The organism is Sphingomonas aurantiaca, from assembly GCF_003050705.1.
GTDB classification, from domain to species: domain Bacteria; phylum Pseudomonadota; class Alphaproteobacteria; order Sphingomonadales; family Sphingomonadaceae; genus Sphingomonas; species Sphingomonas aurantiaca.
In genome coordinates this window covers 598,223-616,637 of sequence record NZ_QAOG01000002.1, presented here as the reverse complement: position 1 = coordinate 616,637, position 18,415 = coordinate 598,223, and the positions used below count along the sequence as shown (strand labels likewise).

The following is an 18,415-nucleotide window of genomic DNA, read 5'->3' as shown; positions in this document are numbered from 1 at the left end:
CATAGAGCGTGATCCGCGGATTCTCGCGTCTGTCTGAAGGACATCGGCTTCGGTGACTGCGCCCTTTCGTTTTCCGCGCTTCTTCGTCACGAGCCCGTCCCCGTGCCCGTATCTGCCGGGCCGGCAGGAACGCAAGGTGTTCACCGAGCTGACCGGGCCGCATGCCGGCGAGCTGAACGATGCGCTCGGGCGGATCGGCTTCCGCCGCAGCCAGGGTGTGGCGTATCGCCCGTCCTGCGCAGGGTGCACCGCCTGCGTGTCGGTCCGGATCGTCTCGGGTGAGTTCGTTCCGAACGCGACGCAGCGCAAGCTGCTGCGGCGGCACGGCGATATCGAGGTCACGGCGTGCAAGCCCTGGGCGACCGACGAGCAGTTCCAGCTGCTGCGGCGCTATCTCGGGACGCGCCATCCGGGCGGCGGCATGGCCGGCATGGACGAAGACGATTACGCGGACATGATCGAGCATTCGCCGGTCAACTCGCTGATCGTCGAATATCGCGAGCCGGGCGAGAACGGCGCGCAGGGGCGATTGATCGGCGCATGCCTGACCGATCGTCAGGCGGACGGACTGTCGATGGTCTACAGCTTCTTCGCCGCCGACGACGAGAGCCGGACGGGGCTCGGCAATTTCATCATCCTCGACCATATCCTGCGCGCGCGCGATGCCGGGCTGCCCTATGTCTATCTGGGCTATTGGGTGAAGGGCTCGCCGCGCATGGAATATAAGACGCGGTACCGGCCGCTCGAGGTGCTGGGGCCCGCGGGCTGGCGGCGCTTGCAGGATGCCGATCTGGTCACGCCGCCTGCGCGCTCGGGCGTGCTCGCCTAACCAGCGTCCCGTTCGTCAGGAAGGGGGACGCTAGCTGCATTACCTCTTCTTGCGCGCTCAATCCTCGCGCTGGACGACGACGTCGACGTCGAGTTCCTCGCCACCTTCGCCAAGACGTGACCCGGCGACCGGTGCTGCGCCGGCAGCGTCTAGCGCCATCGCCACGCGCACATAATGCTCCTCGGGCGACATGCCCGTGCAGGGATCGAACCCGACCCAGCCCAGACCGTCGACATAGGCCTCCGCCCAGCCATGCGGGGTCGGCAGATGCACGACCGCGGCGTCATTGTGATGATAGCCCGACACATAGCGCGCAGGCGCGCCGAGCGAGCGTGCCGCGACCGCGAACATCTGCGCCATGTCGCGCGGCGTCGCGCTGTCCTTGCGAAACGCCGCCGCCGCCGTCAGCCCCGGCTCCGGACGCCCTGCATCGAACACGAAGCGCTCGTGGAGCGCGCGATTGAGCCGGTGCAACGCGCCGATCCGATCGCGTGCGCCCGCCGCCGAATCAGCCGCGAACGCAGCGATATCGGCGTCATGCGTGGTAGCCTCGGTCCACCGGAGGAACAGCGCCGGCGGCAAGGTCTCATGGACGCCGTGCAGGACGCCGTCCGAGTGACTGGTCAACACCTCGCCCTTCACCGTGATCTCGATCCCGTCGACCGGTCCTTCGGCGTAGAGCATCGTCACGGCGTTACCGAAACCGTCGCGGCCCGGCCGCAACCGCGCGTCGCAATCGACGTCGATCCGCCACGACGCCACCGTCTGGTCATGCGAGTTTTCCGGAGTCAGCCGGAGCATCTGCACCAGCCGGCCCTGCGGCTGGGTGAAGCGGTAGATCGTGTGATGATCGATCGACAGCCGCATTATTGGAACTTGAACTGACGGCCGATCGCGCCGTGGAGCAGCGCGTTCTCGGCGATAAAGGCCTGCAGATACTGGTGCAGGCCGGAGGCAATGACCTCCCCCGACCGGGTCTTGGTCATCCGGCTTGCCCGCATCCGTGCCATCCTGTCCGCCTCCCCGTGGTTGCCCGTGCGTTTCGCGAGCAGGTTGAGCACGTCGACCGTCTCCTCGACCGACGCCGCGAGGCTGCGCGGCAGCTCCGCGCGTGCGAGCAACAGGTCGATCACGTCGGCGGGACGCAAGCCGTCATTATACAGCCAGCGATAGGCGGTCACCGCGGACACGGTCTGCAGGATCGTCGTCCACTGGTCGCGATCGATCGCGCCGCCGAGCCGCTCGCCCTCGGGCAGGAGGATATGATATTTGACGTCGAGCAGCCTTGCGGTGTTGTCCGCCCGCTCGACCGACTGGCCAAGCCTAATGAACCACGTCGTCTGGTTGCGCAGCATCCGGTGCACCGCACCCTCGAACCCGCGCGTCTCGGTCTTCACCGCCTCGACGAGGTTCATCTGGTCGGTCGTGCTGCGCGGCGTCGTCCGGTTCTCGAACAATAGCCACGCACGATTGATCGCGGTCCACGCCTCGCGGGTCAGCGCAGTTCGGACCGCCTTGGCGTTGTTGCGCGCCATGTCGACGCAGCGGACGATCGAACCGGGATGGCTTGAATCAAGCGTGAGGAAACGCACGACCTCGGTCTGGCTGAGATTGCCGCCGAGCGTCGCAAACGGCTCCTCCGTCTCGGTGACGGCGAGCGCAGACGCCCACGCCGCCTCGCCCGCGGGTTGCGACGACAGCACGTCCAGACGGACGGTGGCTTCGACCAGCCGCGCGATGAAATCCGCGCGCTCGAAATAGCGGCCCAGCCAATAGAGCGACGATGCGGTACGCGAGAGCATCAGGCGGCCCCGTCAGTCTGCGCGCTCAGGCTCTGCGACATGCCGCCCATCGTCTGCGTCATCCCACCCGGCCTCATCCGTTGCGTCTGATCGGCCATCAGCACGAAGCTGTCCTTCGTGCCCCCGCCCTGGCTGGAATTGACCACCAGTGATCCTTCCTTGAGCGCCACGCGGGTCAGCCCGCCGGGAACCACCTTCACGCCCTTCGACCCGGTCAGCACGAACGGCCGGAAATCGACGTGGCGCGGACTGAGGCCGCCATCCGCCATCGTCGGCACGGTCGACAGCGCGAGCGTCGGCTGCGCGATGTAACGATGCGGTTCGGCGATCAGCGCGGCGCGGAAATTCTCGATTTCCTGCTTCGACGCAGTCGGTCCCACCAGCATCCCGTAGCCACCCGAACCATCGACCAGCTTCACGACGACGTCCTCCAGATTGTCGAGGACGTACTTCAGGGCCTGCGGTTCACGGCAGCGCCAGGTCTCGACGTTGCGCAGCTTGCACTCGCCGCCCGAGTAGAACTTTACGATGTCGGGCATGTAGCTGTAGATCGCCTTGTCGTCGGCGATGCCATTGCCCGGCGCGTTCATGATCGCGACGTTGCCGGCCGCATATGCCGCGATCAGCCCGGGGACGCCTAGCGCGGAATCGGGCCGGAACACGAGCGGGTCGAGATAGTCGTCGTCGATCCGGCGATAGATCACGTCGACCTTCACGCGCCCCGCGATCGTCCGCATCCAGACGATGTCGTCGTCCACGACCAGATCGGCGGCCTCGACGAGTTCGATCCCCATCGAATCGGCGAGGAAGCTATGCTCGTAATAGGCCGAATTATAATGCCCGGGAGTCAGCAGCACGCAGGTCGGGTTCGCCCCCGTACCGTGCGGCGCGACCGACTTCATCGTTTCGAGCAGCAGATCGGGATAGCTGTCCACCGCCGCCACGCGAAACTCGCGGAAGAGCTCGGGGCACAGCCGCAGCATCGCCTCGCGGTTCTCCAGCATGTAGCTGACGCCAGACGGCGTGCGGGCATTGTCCTCGAGGACGAAGAAGTCGTCGGGACCGGTGCGGACCAGATCGATCCCGCAGATATGCGCCCATACCCCGTGTGGCGGGCGGATGCCGGCGATCTCGGGGCGGAACTGCGCGTTGCCGAGCACGAGGTCCTCGGGAAGGATCCCCTCCTTCAGGATGCGACGCTCGCCATAGATATCGTCGAGGAACGCATTGATCGCCTCGACCCGCTGTACCAATCCTTCGGAGAGCCGCGTCCATTCGTCATGCAGGAACACGCGTGGCACGATGTCGAACGGGATGATCCGCTCGGCTGCCTCGTTCTCGCCATAGACCGCAAAGGTGATGCCGAGCTGGCGGAACGTCGTCTCGGCCGCTTCCTGCCGGCGACGCAGCTCGGCGTCGGGCGTATCCTCGATCCATGTGCCGAGAGCCGCCAGTTCGGGCCGCGCGGTCGTATCGCCCGGCGTGCCCATGATCTCGTCGAACGCTTGTTTCCCCATCGAAACGGTCAATTCCCCATCAAGCGTTGCGGTTCCATGCTGCAACGCATCGTTGCGCTGCACAAGGTTCGAATACGGTCAATCATCCCGCATTTTCCGTCACCCTGACGAAAGTCGGGATGACGGAGCGCGCAGACTCAGGCCCCCAGCCCTTCGAGCAGACCCGGCGTCAGGACCTGCGGCAGGACGGTCGGCTCGGCGGCACCGGGCGCGTAGTAGAGATACAGCGGCACGCCGGCGCGGTTGTGCGCCTGGATGAAGCGGCCCATCACAGGGTCGCCATCGGTCCAGTCGCCGATGAGCGCTGCGACCTTGTGCTTGGCGAACGCATCGCGCACGCCGGCGGTGTCGATCGCCGCCTTCTCATTGACCTTGCACGTCAGGCACCAGTCGGCGGTAAAGTACACGAACACCGGGCGCTTCTCGGCGCGCAGCGACGCGAGCCTGGCCTCGGTAAACGATTCGTCGCCCGCGGTCGCGACCTTGGCGGACACCGGCGGCGCACGCGCGATCACCACCGCGCTGCCGACGAACACCGCCAGCAACAGGATCTGCGTGACGATACCGAACGCCTTGCCCTTGCGTTGGCGCGACCCGCCAATCCAGAGCACCACGCCGACCGCCAGCACCGCGATCAGCGCAAGCGTCAGCGTATCCGCCCCGGTCTGCCGCCCCAGCACCCAGCCGAGCGCGATCGCGGTCAGGAACATCGGCACCGACAGGATGTGGCGGAACGTCTCCATCCAGACGCCGGGCTTGGGCAACCAGCGCCGCCACGACGGGATGAACCCGATCGCGAGGAACGGCAGCGACAAGCCGATCCCGAGCCCGCCGAACACGGCGAGCGCCGCCGGCCATGGCAGCACCAGCGCCGCACCGAGCGCCGCGCCCATGAACGGCCCGGTGCACGGCGTGGCGATGAACGCCGCGAGCGCGCCCGTCGCGAACGCACCGCTCGCCCCGCTCTCCCCGGCAAAGCGCGGCGTCGGCACCTCGAACAGTCCGGCGAGGTTGAACGCGATCGCTGCGCTCAGCAGGAGCAGGGCGACGATCGCCGCGGGATGCTGCAACTGGAACGCCCAGCCGACCGCCGAGCCGCCTGCACGCAGCGCCAAGATCGCGGCGCCGAGACCGAGGCAGACCAGCACGACCCCCGCGGTATAGGCCAGCGCCTCACCGCGTGCGTCCTTCTCGCTCGCACCGCCGCGCGCGAGACTGAGCGCCTTGAGGCTCAGGATCGGGAACACGCAAGGCATGATGTTGAGGATCAGCCCGCCGAGCACCGCGCCCGCAAACGCGATCAGCGCGGTGAGCCAGACGCTCTCGCCGGATGCCGCGGGTTCACCGGTGTCGGCCACCGCGCCCGGCACGGCCTTGACGCCGAGGCCCTGCCCGTTGCCGATCCGCAGCACGCCCTCGATCGGTCCACCGGTCTTGGCGTTCGCCGCGACCTTCGTCGTGATCGTCAGCCGATCGCCGTCGCGCGTGACGCTTTGCGCGGCGCCGTTTTCGATCATGCCCGTGGTGACGGGGAAGAAATACGCCTTGTCGGCCTTCGCGCCCGCCGGGAACGGCACCGCGATCCGCATCGTCCCGTTGCCCGCCGCATAGGTCGCCCCCGCGTCGAGCGGCTTCGGGATCGCCTGCCGCCAGCCCGCGAACGCCGCCGCCTGCGACGGCGCACCATCACCGATCGTCAGGTCGAGCGACAGAGCCTTCTCCTCGGGCACGCAGATCGTCGCCGAGCAGACGAGATAGCTCGTCTTCAGCCGGATCGGGAATTTCGTGCCTGCCGCCAGCCCGGCCGGAACCTGGATCGTCACGAGCGGCGCGTACGGCGCTTCGTAGACATAGTTCATCAGCCCCGCGATCAGCAGCGTCGTCGGCACCGGCCATTCGGCGTCGCCCGCCTTCGCGCCCGCCGGCAGCGTCCAGTCGAACGTCGCCGGAAAGCCCGCATCGCCGGGGTTGCGCCAATAGCCATGCCAGCCCTTTTCAGGCGTGGTCGCAAGCGCGATCGTCAGCGGTGCGCCGGCCTTCGGGTGATCGCTTTCGGCGACCAGCGTCATCATCAGGTGCTGGCTCGATCCGTTGAGCGATTCCGCGAGCGCAGGACCGCTCGCGAAGCCGCACATGGCCAGCAAGACCGTCATCAGGACGCAACGTAAACTGCGCATGGCCATCCTTGTTTCGTTCATCGCGCAAAGCCATAGCGGTGACCTTGTCGTATTGCACTTCAAAGCGACGCGCCGGATCGCTGGCGTCAGCTTGGTAAAGGACTGTTCGTGAAAGCACTTATCGCCGCGCTGCTGCTGACCTCAGCCGCTTCGGTCTCCGCCCAGACGGCGCCGCCCAGCCCCGCGCCTGCCCCCACCGCGACCCCGACGACGCCGCCGAAGCTGATCGTCGCGATCTCGGTCGACCAGTTCGCCGCCGACCTGTTCCAGCAATATCGCAACCATTATACCGGTGGCTTCACCCGCCTGCTAAACGGCGCGGTGTTCCCGAGCGGCTACCAGAGCCATGCCGCGACCGAGACGTGCCCCGGCCATTCGACGATCCTGACCGGCATGCGGCCCGCGCATACCGGGATCATCGCCAACAACTGGGTCGACCAGCGCGCCGGGCGGCCCGACAAGATCGTCTATTGCTCCGAGGACGAGCGCGTCACCGGCAGCACACACGAGAGCTACACCGTGTCCGACATGCACCTGAAGGTGCCGACGCTCGGCGAGATGATGAAGGCGCGCGATCCGCGGACCCGCTCGGTGTCGGTCGCGGGCAAGGATCGCGCGGCGGTGATGATGGGCGGCCATAAGGTCGACGAGCTCTGGTGGTGGGACGGCAAGACCTATGTCTCCTATGCGGGCCGCGCAGTGCCGCCTGCGGTGCAGCGCACGCGCGATGCGGTCGCCGGACTGATCGCCCTGCCGCAAAAGGCACTACCGCTGCCCGGCTATTGCGCGGCGGTGAACCATCCGATCGTGATCGCAGGCAAGACGTACGGCCAGGGCCGGTTCGAGCGCGAGGCGGGTGACGCCAAGGGCTTCCGCGTGTCGCCGGCGTCCGATGCGGCGGTGTTCGCGATGGCGGCGGCGCTGGTGCAGGACATGAAGCTCGGCAAGGGGCCGCAGACCGACATCATCGATATCGGTGCATCGGCGACCGATTATATCGGCCATACCTACGGCACGCAGGGGTCCGAGATGTGCATCCAGATGGCGCAGCTCGACAAGACGCTCGGCGATTTCTTCGCCGTGATGGATGAGACCGGCGTCGATTACGAGGTCGTGCTGACCGCGGATCACGGCGCGCACGACGCGACCGAGCGCCAGCAGCAGCGCGCGATGCCGATGGAGGCGCATATGGACGAGAACGTGCTGGCCAAGCAGGTCGGCACCGCCATCGCCGGCGATCTGGGGCTGAAGGGCAGCGTGCTGCTCGGCACCGAGGGCGACGTCTATATCGACGATACGCTGCCGGCGAAGACGCAGGCCAAGGTGCTCGCCGAGGCGCTCCGCCGCTACCGTGCGCTGCCGCAGATCGCGGGGGCGTATTCGGCCGCCGAGATCATGGCGACGCCGATGGCCAAGACTCCGCCCGAGACGTGGACGCTGATCGAGCGCGCGCGCGCGTCGTTCTATCCGGGGCGCTCGGGGCAGATGGTGGTCCTGCTCAAGCCGCGGGTGACGACGATCGTGTCGCCCGCGGGCGGCTATGTCGAGACGCACGGGTCGCCCTGGGATTACGATCGCCGCGTACCGATCCTGTTCTGGCGCAAGGGGATGACCGGGTTCGAGCAGCCACTATCGGTCGAGACGGTCGACATCGTGCCGACCTTGGCCGCGACGATCGGGTTGCCGGTGTCGGGTCTGGACGGGCGATGCCTCGATCTCGATCCGGGTGCGGCGAGCACGTGCGCGACCGGCGGGTGACCGTTTAGCCACCGATCCTCCCCCGCCGAGGGGAGGATTAGTGGCTCGCTCAGCGCGTCTCGAACGCGCGCAACCCAGGCCCCAACCGGTTCGTCCCCAGTGCCAGCCGGTCGTGGCTGTAATCGGCGAGGAAGGCCGGGCTGCTCGCATCCCCCGGCGACAACCGCGCGTCATTGTCCTCGACGCGCAATCCGGTCGAGCGATACGTCTTGGCCTCCGCGGCGACGACGATCAGCCCGGTGTGGTTCTCCTTCTGCTTCCCCTGCACGAAGGTGTTGCGCGCGATCAGCCCGGTGGCGCCTTCGGGCAAGTCGATCATGTAGTTGGTCTTGGCGCCCGCCGTATCGTCGAAGCTATTGTCGGTGATCGTCACGGTCGGCACGCGCAGCTTGACGTAATGGCCTCCCGTCCCGCGCTCGAACCGCGAATGGGTGATCGTCACGCTGCCCTTGTTCGCCAGATAGATCGCATGCGAGCAACTCGGCGACTCGTCGCACTGGCCGAGCCCCGAAAAGGTCGAACGATCGATCCGGATCGTCTGGCCGATCGGCTCGCCGCCGAGGATCCCTTCCTGGCTGTTCAGGAACATCGCATTGGTGACGGTCAGGTCGCCCATCTCGGTACGGATGCCCGCGCCATTGCCGTCGGACACCCGGTAGCCGCGGAAAACGAGGCCATCGACGACCGAGCCCTGTCCACGCAGGACCAGCGCCGCCTTGTCCTCACACGCGACGCCCTCGAAGATCGCGGTGCCCGGCTGGACCGCCTTGAAGGTGATGTGTCCCCCCGCCTGCACCGCGCATTGCCGGTAGGTGCCGGGCGCGATCAGGATCGTCGCGGTGCCCATGCGGATCGACGACACCGCCTCCTGCAACGTCGCGAACCCCTGCCCGTTCACCGTGAACGGCGCCGACGCCTGCGCAAAGGCGGGGGCAGCGAACAGCGCGAGCGCGATTACCGATCGTTTCATCCGAACATCCTCTTCCTCCGGCGCCAGCAACGCCGCGCGTTCAATCGCATGGAACGCCGCCGTTCGGCGAGCCGATCCATCGAGGCTTCGCCTGCCTGTCCCGAATTGAGGCATCCACAAGACCGGTCCGGGGACGGTTCTGCAACCACGCGCGCATATTGCCCCCGCGCGCGCGGCAGAATATCAACGTGACCGACACAAAGCCGGCGGGGGGAACCGATCGGTGCCGGGGGATCTGCATGCACGCCATGACGCCGACGGAGGTTTTCCTCCTCGCGCTACTCATCATCTTTACCGTGCCGTATCTGGTGTGGCGGCTCGGGCGGACCGATTATTGGGCGCCGCTGGTGGTGGTGCAGATCTTCGGCGGCATCCTGCTGGGGCCGGGCGTGCTCGGCGCGGCCTATCCCGATTATTATGCGACGATCTTCACCCCGGCGACGTTGGGCTCGCTGAACGGCATCGCCTGGTGGGCGGTGATGATGTTCGTCTGGGTCGCGGGCATCGAGCTCGACCTGGGCGAGGCGTGGAAACGCCGCGGCGAGACCGGCGTGACCGCTGGGCTCGCGCTCGCGGTACCGCTCGTCACCGGCAGCATCGCCGCGGTGATGATGCTGCGCTACCCCGGCTGGGCAGGCCCGTCGGGCGCGACGTGGCAGGTGGTGCTGGGCATCGGCATGGCCTGCGCGGTCACCGCGTTGCCAATCCTCGTGCTGTTCCTCGAGAAGCTCGAGATCCTCCGCGAACCGATCGGCCAGCGCATCCTGCGCTATGCGAGCCTCGACGACATCGCGATCTGGGGCGTGCTGGCGCTGATCCTGCTCGACTGGGAGCGAGTCGGCCGACAGGGCGGCTTCCTCGTCGGGTTCGCGATCGCGACGCTGCTGGTGCGCAAGCTCATGGCGAAGATCGAAGAGCGCGACCGCTGGTATGTCAGCCTGATCTGGCTTGCCGGCTGCGGGTTCGCAGCGGACTGGGCGGGGCTGCACTTCATGGTCGGCGCGTTCCTGTCGGGCGCGGTGCTCGATTCCAAATGGTTCACGACGGCGAGGATGGACCAGTTCCGCCACCTCGTGCTGCTCGCGGTGATGCCGGTATTCTTCCTGTCGACCGGGCTGAAGACGCAGTGGGCGGTCGGCGGGTTCGCGGTGTTCGGCGCGGCGGCGCTGCTACTACTGGCGTCGGTCGGCGGCAAGCTCGCGGGGGTTCACGCCGCCGGGCGCATCCTGAAGTGGCGGCCGGGCGAGGCCTCGGCGATCGGCTGGCTGCTCCAGACCAAGGCGCTCATCATGATCATCTTCGTCAATATCCTGCTCGACAAGAAGATCATCACCAACGAGACGTTCACAGCGCTGCTGCTGATGGCGCTCGCAAGCACGATGCTGACCGTGCCGATGGTGGCGCCGAAGTTGAAGAAACTGGCGGGGTTGGTGCGGAAGAGCGGCTGACGCCCACCCCCCATCGTCATCCTGACGAAAGTCAGGACCCAGGGTTACGAACGCCGCCCTGCTTTGCTCTGGGTCCTGACTTTCGTCAGGATGACGGAGGTGGGACGGGGCGGCATGTGAAACATCGGCGCCGTGTCCTCCCCCTCCGTCGCAATCGGCGCCACCTCCCCCGGCCGGGGGACGATCGCTTCACCCCCCCGCGTTGAGCAGGTCGTGGCGTTTCAGGGCGTGGCGAAGCTGGTCGTAGCTCAACCCCAGCGCGTCCGCGGTGGCGCGCTGGTTGAACCGGTGCTCCGCCAGCGCCCTTGCTAGCAGATCACGTTCGAACCGCGATACGCGCGACTTGAAGTCCGACGGCCCCTCTTCGCACGCCACCACCGGATCATCGCCGTCGTCCGCTTCGGCCGGTCGCGACGCCGCCACCGCCGGCGGCTTCGGCGCCGTCGTCGCCCCGGGCCGGTGCGGCGACTGGAACGGATCGATCTCGATCGCGTCGATCGGGCCTGCCTGCTCCCAGCGATACACCGCGCGCTCGACGACGTTGCGCAATTCGCGGACGTTGCCCGGCCAACGATGCGCGACCAGCGCATCCATAGCCGCCGGGCCGAACCCCTCCCAGCGCTCACGCCCAAGCTCGGACGCCATCCGCCGCCCGAAATGCTCGGCGAGCACGACGACGTCACCCGACCGCGCCCTGAGCGGTGGCAACGTCACCACCTCGAACGACAGCCGGTCGAGCAGATCGGCGCGAAACTCGTGCCGGTCGACCTTGTCGGGCAGATGCTCGTTGGTCGCCGCGACGATCCGCACATCGACGCGCATCGGCCGCGACGATCCGATCCGCGTGATCTCGCCATATTCGACCGCGCGCAACAGCCGGTCCTGCGCCGCCATCGACAGCGTGCCGAGCTCGTCGAGGAACAGCGTGCCGCCATCCGCCTCCTCGAACCGCCCCGTGCGTGCCTTGGTCGCGCCGGTGAACGCGCCCGCCTCATGCCCGAACAATTCCGCCTCGATCAGCGTCTCGGGCAGCGCCGCGCAGTTCATGATGACCAAAGGCTGATCCCACCTCGGCGACAGCCGGTGGAGACGCTCGGCGACCAGTTCCTTGCCGGTGCCACGCTCGCCGATCACCAGCACCGGGCGGTCGAGCGCAGCGGCGCGCGACGCGCGTTCGAGCGCCGCCATGAACGTGCCGGACTCGCCGATGACCTGTGTGGTTCGCTCCATGGCGAAGATGTGGCGCGAATTCCCAACTCTTGGCAAGCTCCCGGCGAAACACGCGGCGGCACTTTCGCGCAAAGCCTTGCAATTGCGCCGTTTTCAAAACTGGCACGCAAGATGCAATGGTTCAGGCAACCCGCCAAACCGCGGAAACGACCATCCTTAAAGGGGACCCACCATGATCAAGACCGACATCGCCCGCACCGTCGCCGCCGTCCTCTGCACCATCGTCTTCAGCACGACCTGCGTGCTCGGCGCAGTCGGCCCGGCCACGGCAACCACCGCAGCGCCTGTCGCGGTACACACCGCGATTGTGGCATAAGACCCCGACGGACTCGCAAGAGCGTCGGGCCGACCCCTGGAGTAGGAATTACATGGGCATCTTTTCCCGCACCCGCGACATCGTCGCCGCCAACTTCGCCGATCTCATCGAGAAGGCCGAGGACCCGTCGAAGATGATCCGCATGATCATCCTCGAAATGGAGGAGACGCTGGTCGAGGTTCGCGCCTCCGCCGCGCGCACCATTGCCGACCAGAAGGAGATGCGCCGCCATATCTCGAAGCTCGAACAGCTTCAGGATAACTGGACCGAGAAGGCCGAGCTGGCATTGAGCAAGGACCGCGAGGACCTCGCCAAGGCCGCGCTGGTCGAGCGCCAGAAGGCGTTCGACATGGCCGAGCAGCTTAAGGCCGAAGTCGGCGTGCTCGACGATGCGCTGCGCGCGTCCGAAGAGGACATCGCCAAGCTGCAGACCAAGCTGCGCGAGGCGCGCACCAAGCAGAACGCGGTGCAGACGCGGCTCGAGAGCGCGAACAATCGCACTCGCCTCCGCGAGATGTACAACGGCCCGAAGACGCACGAGGCGTTCAGCCGCTTCGACATCCTCGACCGCCGCGTCGACGAGGCCGAAGGCCGCGCGGACGCGATGGGGCTCGGCGTCGTCAAAACGCTCGAAGAGGAAATCGCCGAACTGCGCAGCAACGACAAGGTCGATGCCCAGCTCGCCGCGCTCAAGGCGCGCATGAAGAAGGACGATTGAGATGGATGATCTGACCCCCGTTCTGGTCTGCGCCGTCCTGTTCATCGGGCTGCCGTGGGTAATCCTGCATTACATCACCAAGTGGAAGCAGGCGCCGCGGATCACCGTCGAAGACGAGAAGCTGCTCGACGAGATGCAGGCGCTCGCTCGCCGTCTCGAAGACCGCGTCATGACCGTCGAACGCATCATCGCCGCCGACAATCCCGACTGGAAGCCGGGACTCGGCACCACGCCATCGCCGTATCTGTCGGACCGCCAGTCCGACCGCACGCCTGACCGCCCCATGGATCGGAGGAACTGAAATGTCCGGCAGCCGCACCCAGTTTTATCTCGATAAGCAGAATGCCAAGTGGAAGGGCGTCTGCGCCGGGATCGCCGATTACACCGGCGTCGACGTGCTCTTCGTCCGTGTCGCGATGGTCGTGCTGACGCTCGCCGGGGGCTTCCCCTGGACGCTGCTGGCCTATTGGATGGTCGCCTGGATGGGCCACGCCAAGCCGATCGGGCTGTACGAGACGCCCGACGACGCGAAGTTCTGGCAGGGCGTCCGCTCGAACCCTAAGCGCTCGACCGCCGAGGTCCGCAGCAAGTTCCGCGACATCGACCGCCGCCTCGCCGACATCGAGACGCATTACACCAGCCGCTCAAGCAACAGCCTCGCGGCAGAGATCGACAGCCTGCGCTGAGACGCACCCCCGGAACAGGGGTTCAAGGAGAAGTGAGATGGGATGGGGTGGACCTGGATTCGTGCTCGCGATCATCGCGATCTCGACGATCGGATGGGTGATCAACACATGGATCCGCGCAAAGCATGGCTATGCGCTGGAGGACGAATGGAGCGGCAAGACTCACCCCGGCGATCCCGACGGAAACCGCAAGGTCGCTCTGCTCGCGAACGAAAATGAGCGCCTGGCCGGTCAGGTCTCCCGGCTCGAGGAACGGATCGCGGTCCTCGAACGCATCGCCACCGATCCCGCCGAGCGTACCGCCCGCGAGATCGAAGCGCTCCGCAATCGCTGAGGAACATCGGTCATGGATGGATTCACGGTTTTCATGCTCGCCATTGTCTGTGTCGGCGTGCCAGTCACGCTCGGTATCGGCAGCGAGATGTTCAAGGGCTGGCTGCGGCACAAGGAAACGATGGCCACCGCGCTGAATGCGCAAACCGCGGAAAAGGCGGCGCAATATGCTGCTCACACGGAACGTCTCGAACAGCGCATGCGCGTCCTTGAACGGATCGTCACCGACCGCGGGATCGAACTGTCGGACGAGATCGAACTGCTTCGCGACGATCGCCCGCGCAACGGAACCAAGACGACACAGGAGATGAGATCATGAATGGTGGACAGGTGATGGTCGTGATGATCGTCCTGATCGTGATGGTCACCAGCCTCTTCAAGGCGCGTCATAGAAGCGCCCGGCGCGGCGCGGGCGTCTCGCTGGTGAACGATCCCGAGGCGGCACGGCTTCGCGACGAAGTGAAACAGATGAAGGAGCGCATCCAGGTGCTGGAGCGCGTGATCACCGACAACCACAAGAGCGTCGATCTCGACCGAGAGATCGAGCGGCTTCGCGACCGCTAAGAGGAGGCGGACATGATCGAACCCAACGTCTATATCACGCTCGCACTGGCGAGCCTTGCGGGCCTGGCGATGATCGTCGGCGCCGGATTGGCCGGATGGCGCGGCTGGCTCTCGCTGCGGCGCATGGAACTGGACCACGCGCAGGATGGGCGCATGCCCGTCGCGGTGTCGACCGGATCGCGGATCGAGATCGCGGACTTGAAGGAGCGCATCAAGAAGCTCGAGGCGATCGCCGCCGGGGTCGATCTCTGAGGCCCCTCCCCCCGCCTTTGCGGGGGAACATCTTGTTGAAGCGCCACCTTCGACCCGCTACCGATCCGCGCCATGGCCACTCTCACCGACATCCGCGAGGAATATGACTTCCTCGAACCCGACGATCGCTATCGCCTGCTGATCGATCTGGGCCGCGAGCTGGAACCGATGCCCGATGCGCTCAAGACCGATGCGACGTTGGTGCGCGGTTGTTCGGCGTCGGTGTGGGTATATCCGACCACGACCGACGACGGCCGACTGCATTTCCTCGCGGACTCGAATGCCGCGATCACCAAGGGGATAATCGCGCTGGTGTTGCTGACGGTCCAGGATCAGGCGCCAGGCGCGATCGTCGCGACCGACATCAAGGCGGAACTCGAACCGTTCGACCTGAGCAAGCAGCTGAGCTCGAACCGGACGCAAGGCATCCCGAACATGATCGCGCTCATCCGAGAAACCGCGGAGCGCTACGCCGCTTAACGCGAAAACCGTGCCCTCACCCTCTCCCCTTGGGGCGAGGGTCAGGGCACGCTAGCGTTCGGTAAGGGTCGCGACGACCTCGCTCGCATCCGCGCCTGCCGGAACGAGCAGCCACCGATCGGGGCGCGCGCCGTCGAGCGTCACCACGGCGTTCTTCGGGCAGATGCCGAGGCACTTTACCTCGACCACACCGCGCCCGGCTTTCCTGCCCTTCTTCAGCCCAAGCACCGCGCGCAGCATCTTGGCGAGCGGCGTGCGCCCCTTCTCGCCGAACCCGCCGCCGAGCTTCTTCGAGCATTTGCCGCAGACCAGCACGCTTCCCTGCCACCGGCTGGCGAGGACGCGGATCATGCCGGCTTCCACGTCCGCGCGTCTTCGGCCGCACGCAGCACTTCATACGCCGCCTGCACGCCCTGGAACCGCGTCGCCGCGTCCTTGTCGCCGGGCCGCACATCGGGATGGTTCGCCTTGGCCATCCGCCGCCAGGCCGCGCGGACGTCCTCGAACGTGGCGTCGGGCTCGAGCTGCAGCACTTCCAGCGCGCGCATCTCGTCGCGCGAGCGGCTGCCGTCACCCGAGCCCGCCCAGGCATAATGCTTCGGATCGGCATAGCCGTCGGCGGTCCGCGTCTCAGCAGCCTCGCGCTCGGCGGCTTCCTCCGCGCTCAAGCCTTCGAAGTAATTCCAGCCGCGATTATATTCGCCCGCATGGTTCATGCAGAAATACCAGCGGTCCGGGCTGTTGGGCGATTTCGGCGCGGGGCAGTTGCCCGGCTCGTTGCAGCCATGCCGGTCGCACAGCCGGACCGTCACCGCCTCCGTGCTCGCCCCATAGGCGCGCCAGCGTGGAAAACCCCAGTCGGAAGATCGTGTCGTGCTTCTCGCCATAGCGGCCCGAGATAGGGGTCCGCACGGACAACGCAACCGCATGCCGTCATAGCGACCCAAACTCCCGCGCTATGGACAATATTTCGCGCCGCAACATTCCACCTTGAGTCAGTCACCGTTCATCGATTAATGAACATGAACTATTTGTCATGTGGCATGGATAGATGCGTCCGGGTCGGACGTATCCCCAGCCGACACCTCAGCGACAGGAGCCCTGGTGCCGACTTTAATCCCCAAGCTTACCACATGGCGCGCGGATCTTCCCGCCTCCATCGTCGTCGCGCTGGTCGCGCTTCCCCTCTGTCTCGGCGTCGCACTCGCGTCTGGCGCACCGCTGTTCGCCGGCATCATCTCGGGGATCGTCGGGGGTATCGCCGTCGGGCTGTTCTCGAAATCCCCGCTGTCGGTCAGCGGCCCCGCCGCCGGCCTGACGGTGATCGTACTGACCGCGATCGAGAGCATGCCGAGCTACCAGATGTTCCTGATGGCGGTCGTGCTCGCCGGCGTGCTGCAGATCTGCTTCTCGCTGACGCGCGCGGGCATTCTCAGCGAATTCGTACCGTCCTCGGTCATCACCGGGATGCTCGCGGCGATCGGCCTGATCCTGATCCTCAAGCAGATCCCGCATGCGGTCGGTTTCGATCGCGAAGCCGAGGGCATCTTCGAATTCAGCACGGCAAACGGCATCAACACCTTTTCGCGGATCCTCGAAAGCCTCAGCGCCGCGGTGACCCCGGGCGCGATCCTGATCGCGTCGGTCAGTCTCGCCTTCCTGTTCTGGTGGGACGGCGCCAAGCCGAAGAACGGCCCGCTGCGCTTCGTCCCCGGCCCGCTGGTCGTCGTGCTGATCGGTATCTTCGGCAACACGCTGCTCGGTGCGGTAAAGCCCGAATGGCACCTCAAGGCGACGCATCTGGTGCAGGTGCCGGTCACGCAGACGCTGTCGCAGTTTCCGTCGCTGTTCACCTTTCCCGATTTCTCCGGGATCACGATGGGCGTGGTCTGGACCAGCGCGGTCACGCTCGCGATCGTCGCCAGCCTGGAATCGCTGCTGAGCGTCAAGGCGGTCGACGAGATCGATCCGCGCCGCCGCACCACCGACAAGAACTGGGAACTGATGGCGCAGGGCGGCGGCAACATCCTGTCCGGGCTGATCGGGGGCCTCCCCGTCACCTCGGTGATCGTGCGCTCGTCCGCCAATGTCGACGCCAAGGCCGAGAGCAAGCTGTCGACGATGCTGCACGGCTTCTGGCTGCTGGTCAGCGTCGCGCTGATCCCGGCGGTGCTCAACCTGATCCCGCTGTCCGCGCTCGCCGCGGTTCTGATCGCGACCGGCTACAAGCTCACCAAGCCCAAGCTGTTCACCGAACGCTACAAGCAGGGCTGGACTCAGTTCATCCCGTTCGTCGTCACGGTCGGTGCGATCCTGTTCACCGATCTGCTCGAGGGTATCGTGATCGGCCTCGCGGTCGGCTTCGTGTTCGTCGTGGCGCGCAACTTCCGCACCGCGATCACCTTCGCCTGCGACGACGAAGACTGCCTCGTCCGCGCGCGCCGCAACCTGTATTTCATCCACAAATACGAGCTGCAGAAATCGCTCGACCGGGTGCCCGACAACGCGAACCTGCTGATCGACCTGTCGTCGACCAGCTATGTCGATCTCGACAACATCGACATCATCAACGCCTTCATCAAGGGCGCCAAGTATCGCGGCATCACCGTGCTGATCCGCGGTGACCTGGCACTGCGCACGGTGAAACTGATCAACGCCCCCCAGACCGAGGTCCGTTTCGCATGAGGCAGTACAAACAGCTCCTGCTCGCCAACAAGGCGTGGTCGGCCGAGATCATCGAGGAGAGCCCCGACTTCTTCCAGCGCCAGCTCGTGGGCCAGAACCCCGAATTCCTGTGGATCGGCTGTTCGGACAGCCGCGTCAGCCCGGAACAGATGACGATGACGCCGCCGGGCAACATGTTCATCCACCGCAACATCGCCAACCTCGTTAAGGACGACGACACCAACCTGATGTCGGTGCTGCAATATGCCGTCGACGTGCTCGGCGTGCGGCACATCATCATCTGCGGCCATTATGCGTGCGGCGGGATCCGCGCGACGCTCGACGGCGGCACCGCCGGCCCGGTCGACGACTGGCTCTCGACCGCGCGCTGCGTGATGCACGATCATGCCGACGAGATCGACGCACAGCCCGACCGCGAGCAGAAGGTCAACCGGCTGGTCGAGGTCAACGTCCGCGACCAGCTCGTCCGGCTCGCGCGTACCGAGACCATCCAGGGTGCGTTCGCGCGTGGCCAGCAGGTGCTGCTGCACGGCTGGGTCTACGACATCCGCGACGGGCTGATCAAACCGATGATGGAGATCGACGCGAGCACGGTCCTCGAAGACGTGGGCCGACCGGACAAGGTGCTGGTGTAAGCGCAAAGCGACAGC

General features: G+C 66.2%; 22 protein-coding genes. 14 read left to right on the top strand and 8 right to left on the bottom strand.

The features are described from left to right. Positions 1-52 precede the first annotated feature (52 nt). Positions 53-829, top strand: a complete 777-nt coding sequence (locus C8J26_RS08320) for an arginyltransferase (protein ID WP_107957473.1) — start codon at positions 53-55, stop codon at positions 827-829. A gap of 57 nt (positions 830-886) precedes the next feature. On the opposite strand, the gene C8J26_RS08315 is transcribed toward C8J26_RS08320, so the two are convergent. From C8J26_RS08315 to C8J26_RS08300, 4 genes are all read right to left on the bottom strand, one after another. After that, positions 887-1,696 carry a transglutaminase family protein gene (locus tag C8J26_RS08315; protein ID WP_107957472.1) on the bottom strand — a complete coding sequence of 270 codons (810 nt, stop codon included), beginning with the start codon at positions 1,694-1,696 and terminating at the stop codon, positions 887-889. Next, positions 1,696-2,631: an alpha-E domain-containing protein gene (locus C8J26_RS08310; protein ID WP_056418002.1), complete on the bottom strand. Its 936-nt coding sequence runs from the start codon at positions 2,629-2,631 to the stop codon at positions 1,696-1,698. The genes C8J26_RS08315 and C8J26_RS08310 overlap by 1 nt, the downstream gene beginning before the upstream one ends. Beyond that, positions 2,631-4,148 (bottom strand): circularly permuted type 2 ATP-grasp protein, encoded by a 1,518-nt coding sequence (locus C8J26_RS08305; protein ID WP_107957623.1) that lies wholly within the window; start codon positions 4,146-4,148, stop codon positions 2,631-2,633. The genes C8J26_RS08310 and C8J26_RS08305 overlap by 1 nt, the downstream gene beginning before the upstream one ends. Before the next feature lie 137 nt (positions 4,149-4,285). Beyond that, on the bottom strand, positions 4,286-6,325 hold the full coding sequence (locus tag C8J26_RS08300; RefSeq protein WP_208631347.1) for a protein-disulfide reductase DsbD family protein: 2,040 nt from the start codon (positions 6,323-6,325) through the stop codon (positions 4,286-4,288). Between the two features lie 108 nt (positions 6,326-6,433). Here C8J26_RS08300 and C8J26_RS08295 point away from each other — a divergent pair, with 108 nt between their 5' ends. Beyond that, on the top strand, positions 6,434-8,083 hold the full coding sequence (locus C8J26_RS08295; RefSeq protein ID WP_107957470.1) for an alkaline phosphatase family protein: 1,650 nt from the start codon (positions 6,434-6,436) through the stop codon (positions 8,081-8,083). A gap of 49 nt (positions 8,084-8,132) precedes the next feature. On the opposite strand, the gene C8J26_RS08290 is transcribed toward C8J26_RS08295, so the two are convergent. Next, positions 8,133-9,053, bottom strand: coding sequence for a right-handed parallel beta-helix repeat-containing protein (locus C8J26_RS08290; RefSeq protein WP_107957469.1), 921 nt, complete (start codon positions 9,051-9,053; stop codon positions 8,133-8,135). 239 nt (positions 9,054-9,292) lie between these two features. Here C8J26_RS08290 and C8J26_RS08285 point away from each other — a divergent pair, with 239 nt between their 5' ends. Then, on the top strand, positions 9,293-10,501 hold the full coding sequence (locus tag C8J26_RS08285; protein ID WP_107957468.1) for a cation:proton antiporter: 1,209 nt from the start codon (positions 9,293-9,295) through the stop codon (positions 10,499-10,501). Between the two features lie 189 nt (positions 10,502-10,690). Here C8J26_RS08285 and pspF read toward each other — a convergent pair whose 3' ends face one another. Then, the gene (pspF, locus tag C8J26_RS08280; RefSeq protein ID WP_107957467.1) at positions 10,691-11,731 is read right to left on the bottom strand and encodes a phage shock protein operon transcriptional activator; all 1,041 of its coding nucleotides are present in this window, start codon (positions 11,729-11,731) and stop codon (positions 10,691-10,693) included. A 172-nt stretch (positions 11,732-11,903) separates the two neighbouring features. Here pspF and C8J26_RS20425 point away from each other — a divergent pair, with 172 nt between their 5' ends. The 9 genes from C8J26_RS20425 (at position 11,904) to C8J26_RS08240 (ending at position 15,080) form a co-directional block, all read left to right on the top strand. Beyond that, the gene (locus C8J26_RS20425) at positions 11,904-12,047 is read left to right on the top strand and encodes a hypothetical protein (protein WP_165391738.1); all 144 of its coding nucleotides are present in this window, start codon (positions 11,904-11,906) and stop codon (positions 12,045-12,047) included. A 52-nt stretch (positions 12,048-12,099) separates the two neighbouring features. Beyond that, on the top strand, positions 12,100-12,765 hold the full coding sequence (pspA, locus tag C8J26_RS08275) for a phage shock protein PspA (RefSeq protein WP_055878009.1): 666 nt from the start codon (positions 12,100-12,102) through the stop codon (positions 12,763-12,765). Position 12,766: 1 nt separating this feature from the next. Further along, positions 12,767-13,066: an envelope stress response membrane protein PspB gene (gene pspB / locus C8J26_RS08270; RefSeq protein ID WP_107957466.1), complete on the top strand. Its 300-nt coding sequence runs from the start codon at positions 12,767-12,769 to the stop codon at positions 13,064-13,066. Position 13,067: 1 nt separating this feature from the next. After that, a complete protein-coding gene (pspC, locus tag C8J26_RS08265) occupies positions 13,068-13,451 on the top strand; it encodes an envelope stress response membrane protein PspC (RefSeq protein ID WP_107957465.1) in 384 nt (127 codons plus the stop codon). A gap of 37 nt (positions 13,452-13,488) precedes the next feature. Beyond that, positions 13,489-13,785, top strand: a complete 297-nt coding sequence (locus C8J26_RS08260; RefSeq protein WP_056417981.1) for a hypothetical protein — start codon at positions 13,489-13,491, stop codon at positions 13,783-13,785. A gap of 87 nt (positions 13,786-13,872) precedes the next feature. After that, on the top strand, positions 13,873-14,103 hold the full coding sequence (locus tag C8J26_RS08255; protein WP_407818295.1) for a hypothetical protein: 231 nt from the start codon (positions 13,873-13,875) through the stop codon (positions 14,101-14,103). Further along, on the top strand, positions 14,100-14,348 hold the full coding sequence (locus C8J26_RS08250; protein WP_107957463.1) for a hypothetical protein: 249 nt from the start codon (positions 14,100-14,102) through the stop codon (positions 14,346-14,348). Before C8J26_RS08255 ends, C8J26_RS08250 begins: the two co-directional genes overlap by 4 nt. A gap of 12 nt (positions 14,349-14,360) precedes the next feature. Then, a complete protein-coding gene (locus C8J26_RS08245) occupies positions 14,361-14,600 on the top strand; it encodes a hypothetical protein (RefSeq protein WP_056417972.1) in 240 nt (79 codons plus the stop codon). A 72-nt stretch (positions 14,601-14,672) separates the two neighbouring features. Further along, the gene (locus C8J26_RS08240) at positions 14,673-15,080 is read left to right on the top strand and encodes a SufE family protein (RefSeq protein WP_056417969.1); all 408 of its coding nucleotides are present in this window, start codon (positions 14,673-14,675) and stop codon (positions 15,078-15,080) included. 51 nt (positions 15,081-15,131) lie between these two features. Here C8J26_RS08240 and C8J26_RS08235 read toward each other — a convergent pair whose 3' ends face one another. Beyond that, positions 15,132-15,431 (bottom strand): hypothetical protein, encoded by a 300-nt coding sequence (locus C8J26_RS08235; RefSeq protein WP_107957622.1) that lies wholly within the window; start codon positions 15,429-15,431, stop codon positions 15,132-15,134. Further along, the gene (locus tag C8J26_RS08230; RefSeq protein WP_056417966.1) at positions 15,428-15,967 is read right to left on the bottom strand and encodes a J domain-containing protein; all 540 of its coding nucleotides are present in this window, start codon (positions 15,965-15,967) and stop codon (positions 15,428-15,430) included. Before C8J26_RS08230 ends, C8J26_RS08235 begins: the two co-directional genes overlap by 4 nt. Positions 15,968-16,184: 217 nt before the next feature. Between C8J26_RS08230 and C8J26_RS08225 the strand changes: the two genes are divergently transcribed. After that, the gene (locus tag C8J26_RS08225; protein WP_107957462.1) at positions 16,185-17,765 is read left to right on the top strand and encodes a SulP family inorganic anion transporter; all 1,581 of its coding nucleotides are present in this window, start codon (positions 16,185-16,187) and stop codon (positions 17,763-17,765) included. Next, positions 17,762-18,400: a carbonic anhydrase gene (locus tag C8J26_RS08220; protein WP_056417963.1), complete on the top strand. Its 639-nt coding sequence runs from the start codon at positions 17,762-17,764 to the stop codon at positions 18,398-18,400. Before C8J26_RS08225 ends, C8J26_RS08220 begins: the two co-directional genes overlap by 4 nt. The last annotated feature ends 15 nt before the right edge of the window (positions 18,401-18,415 follow it).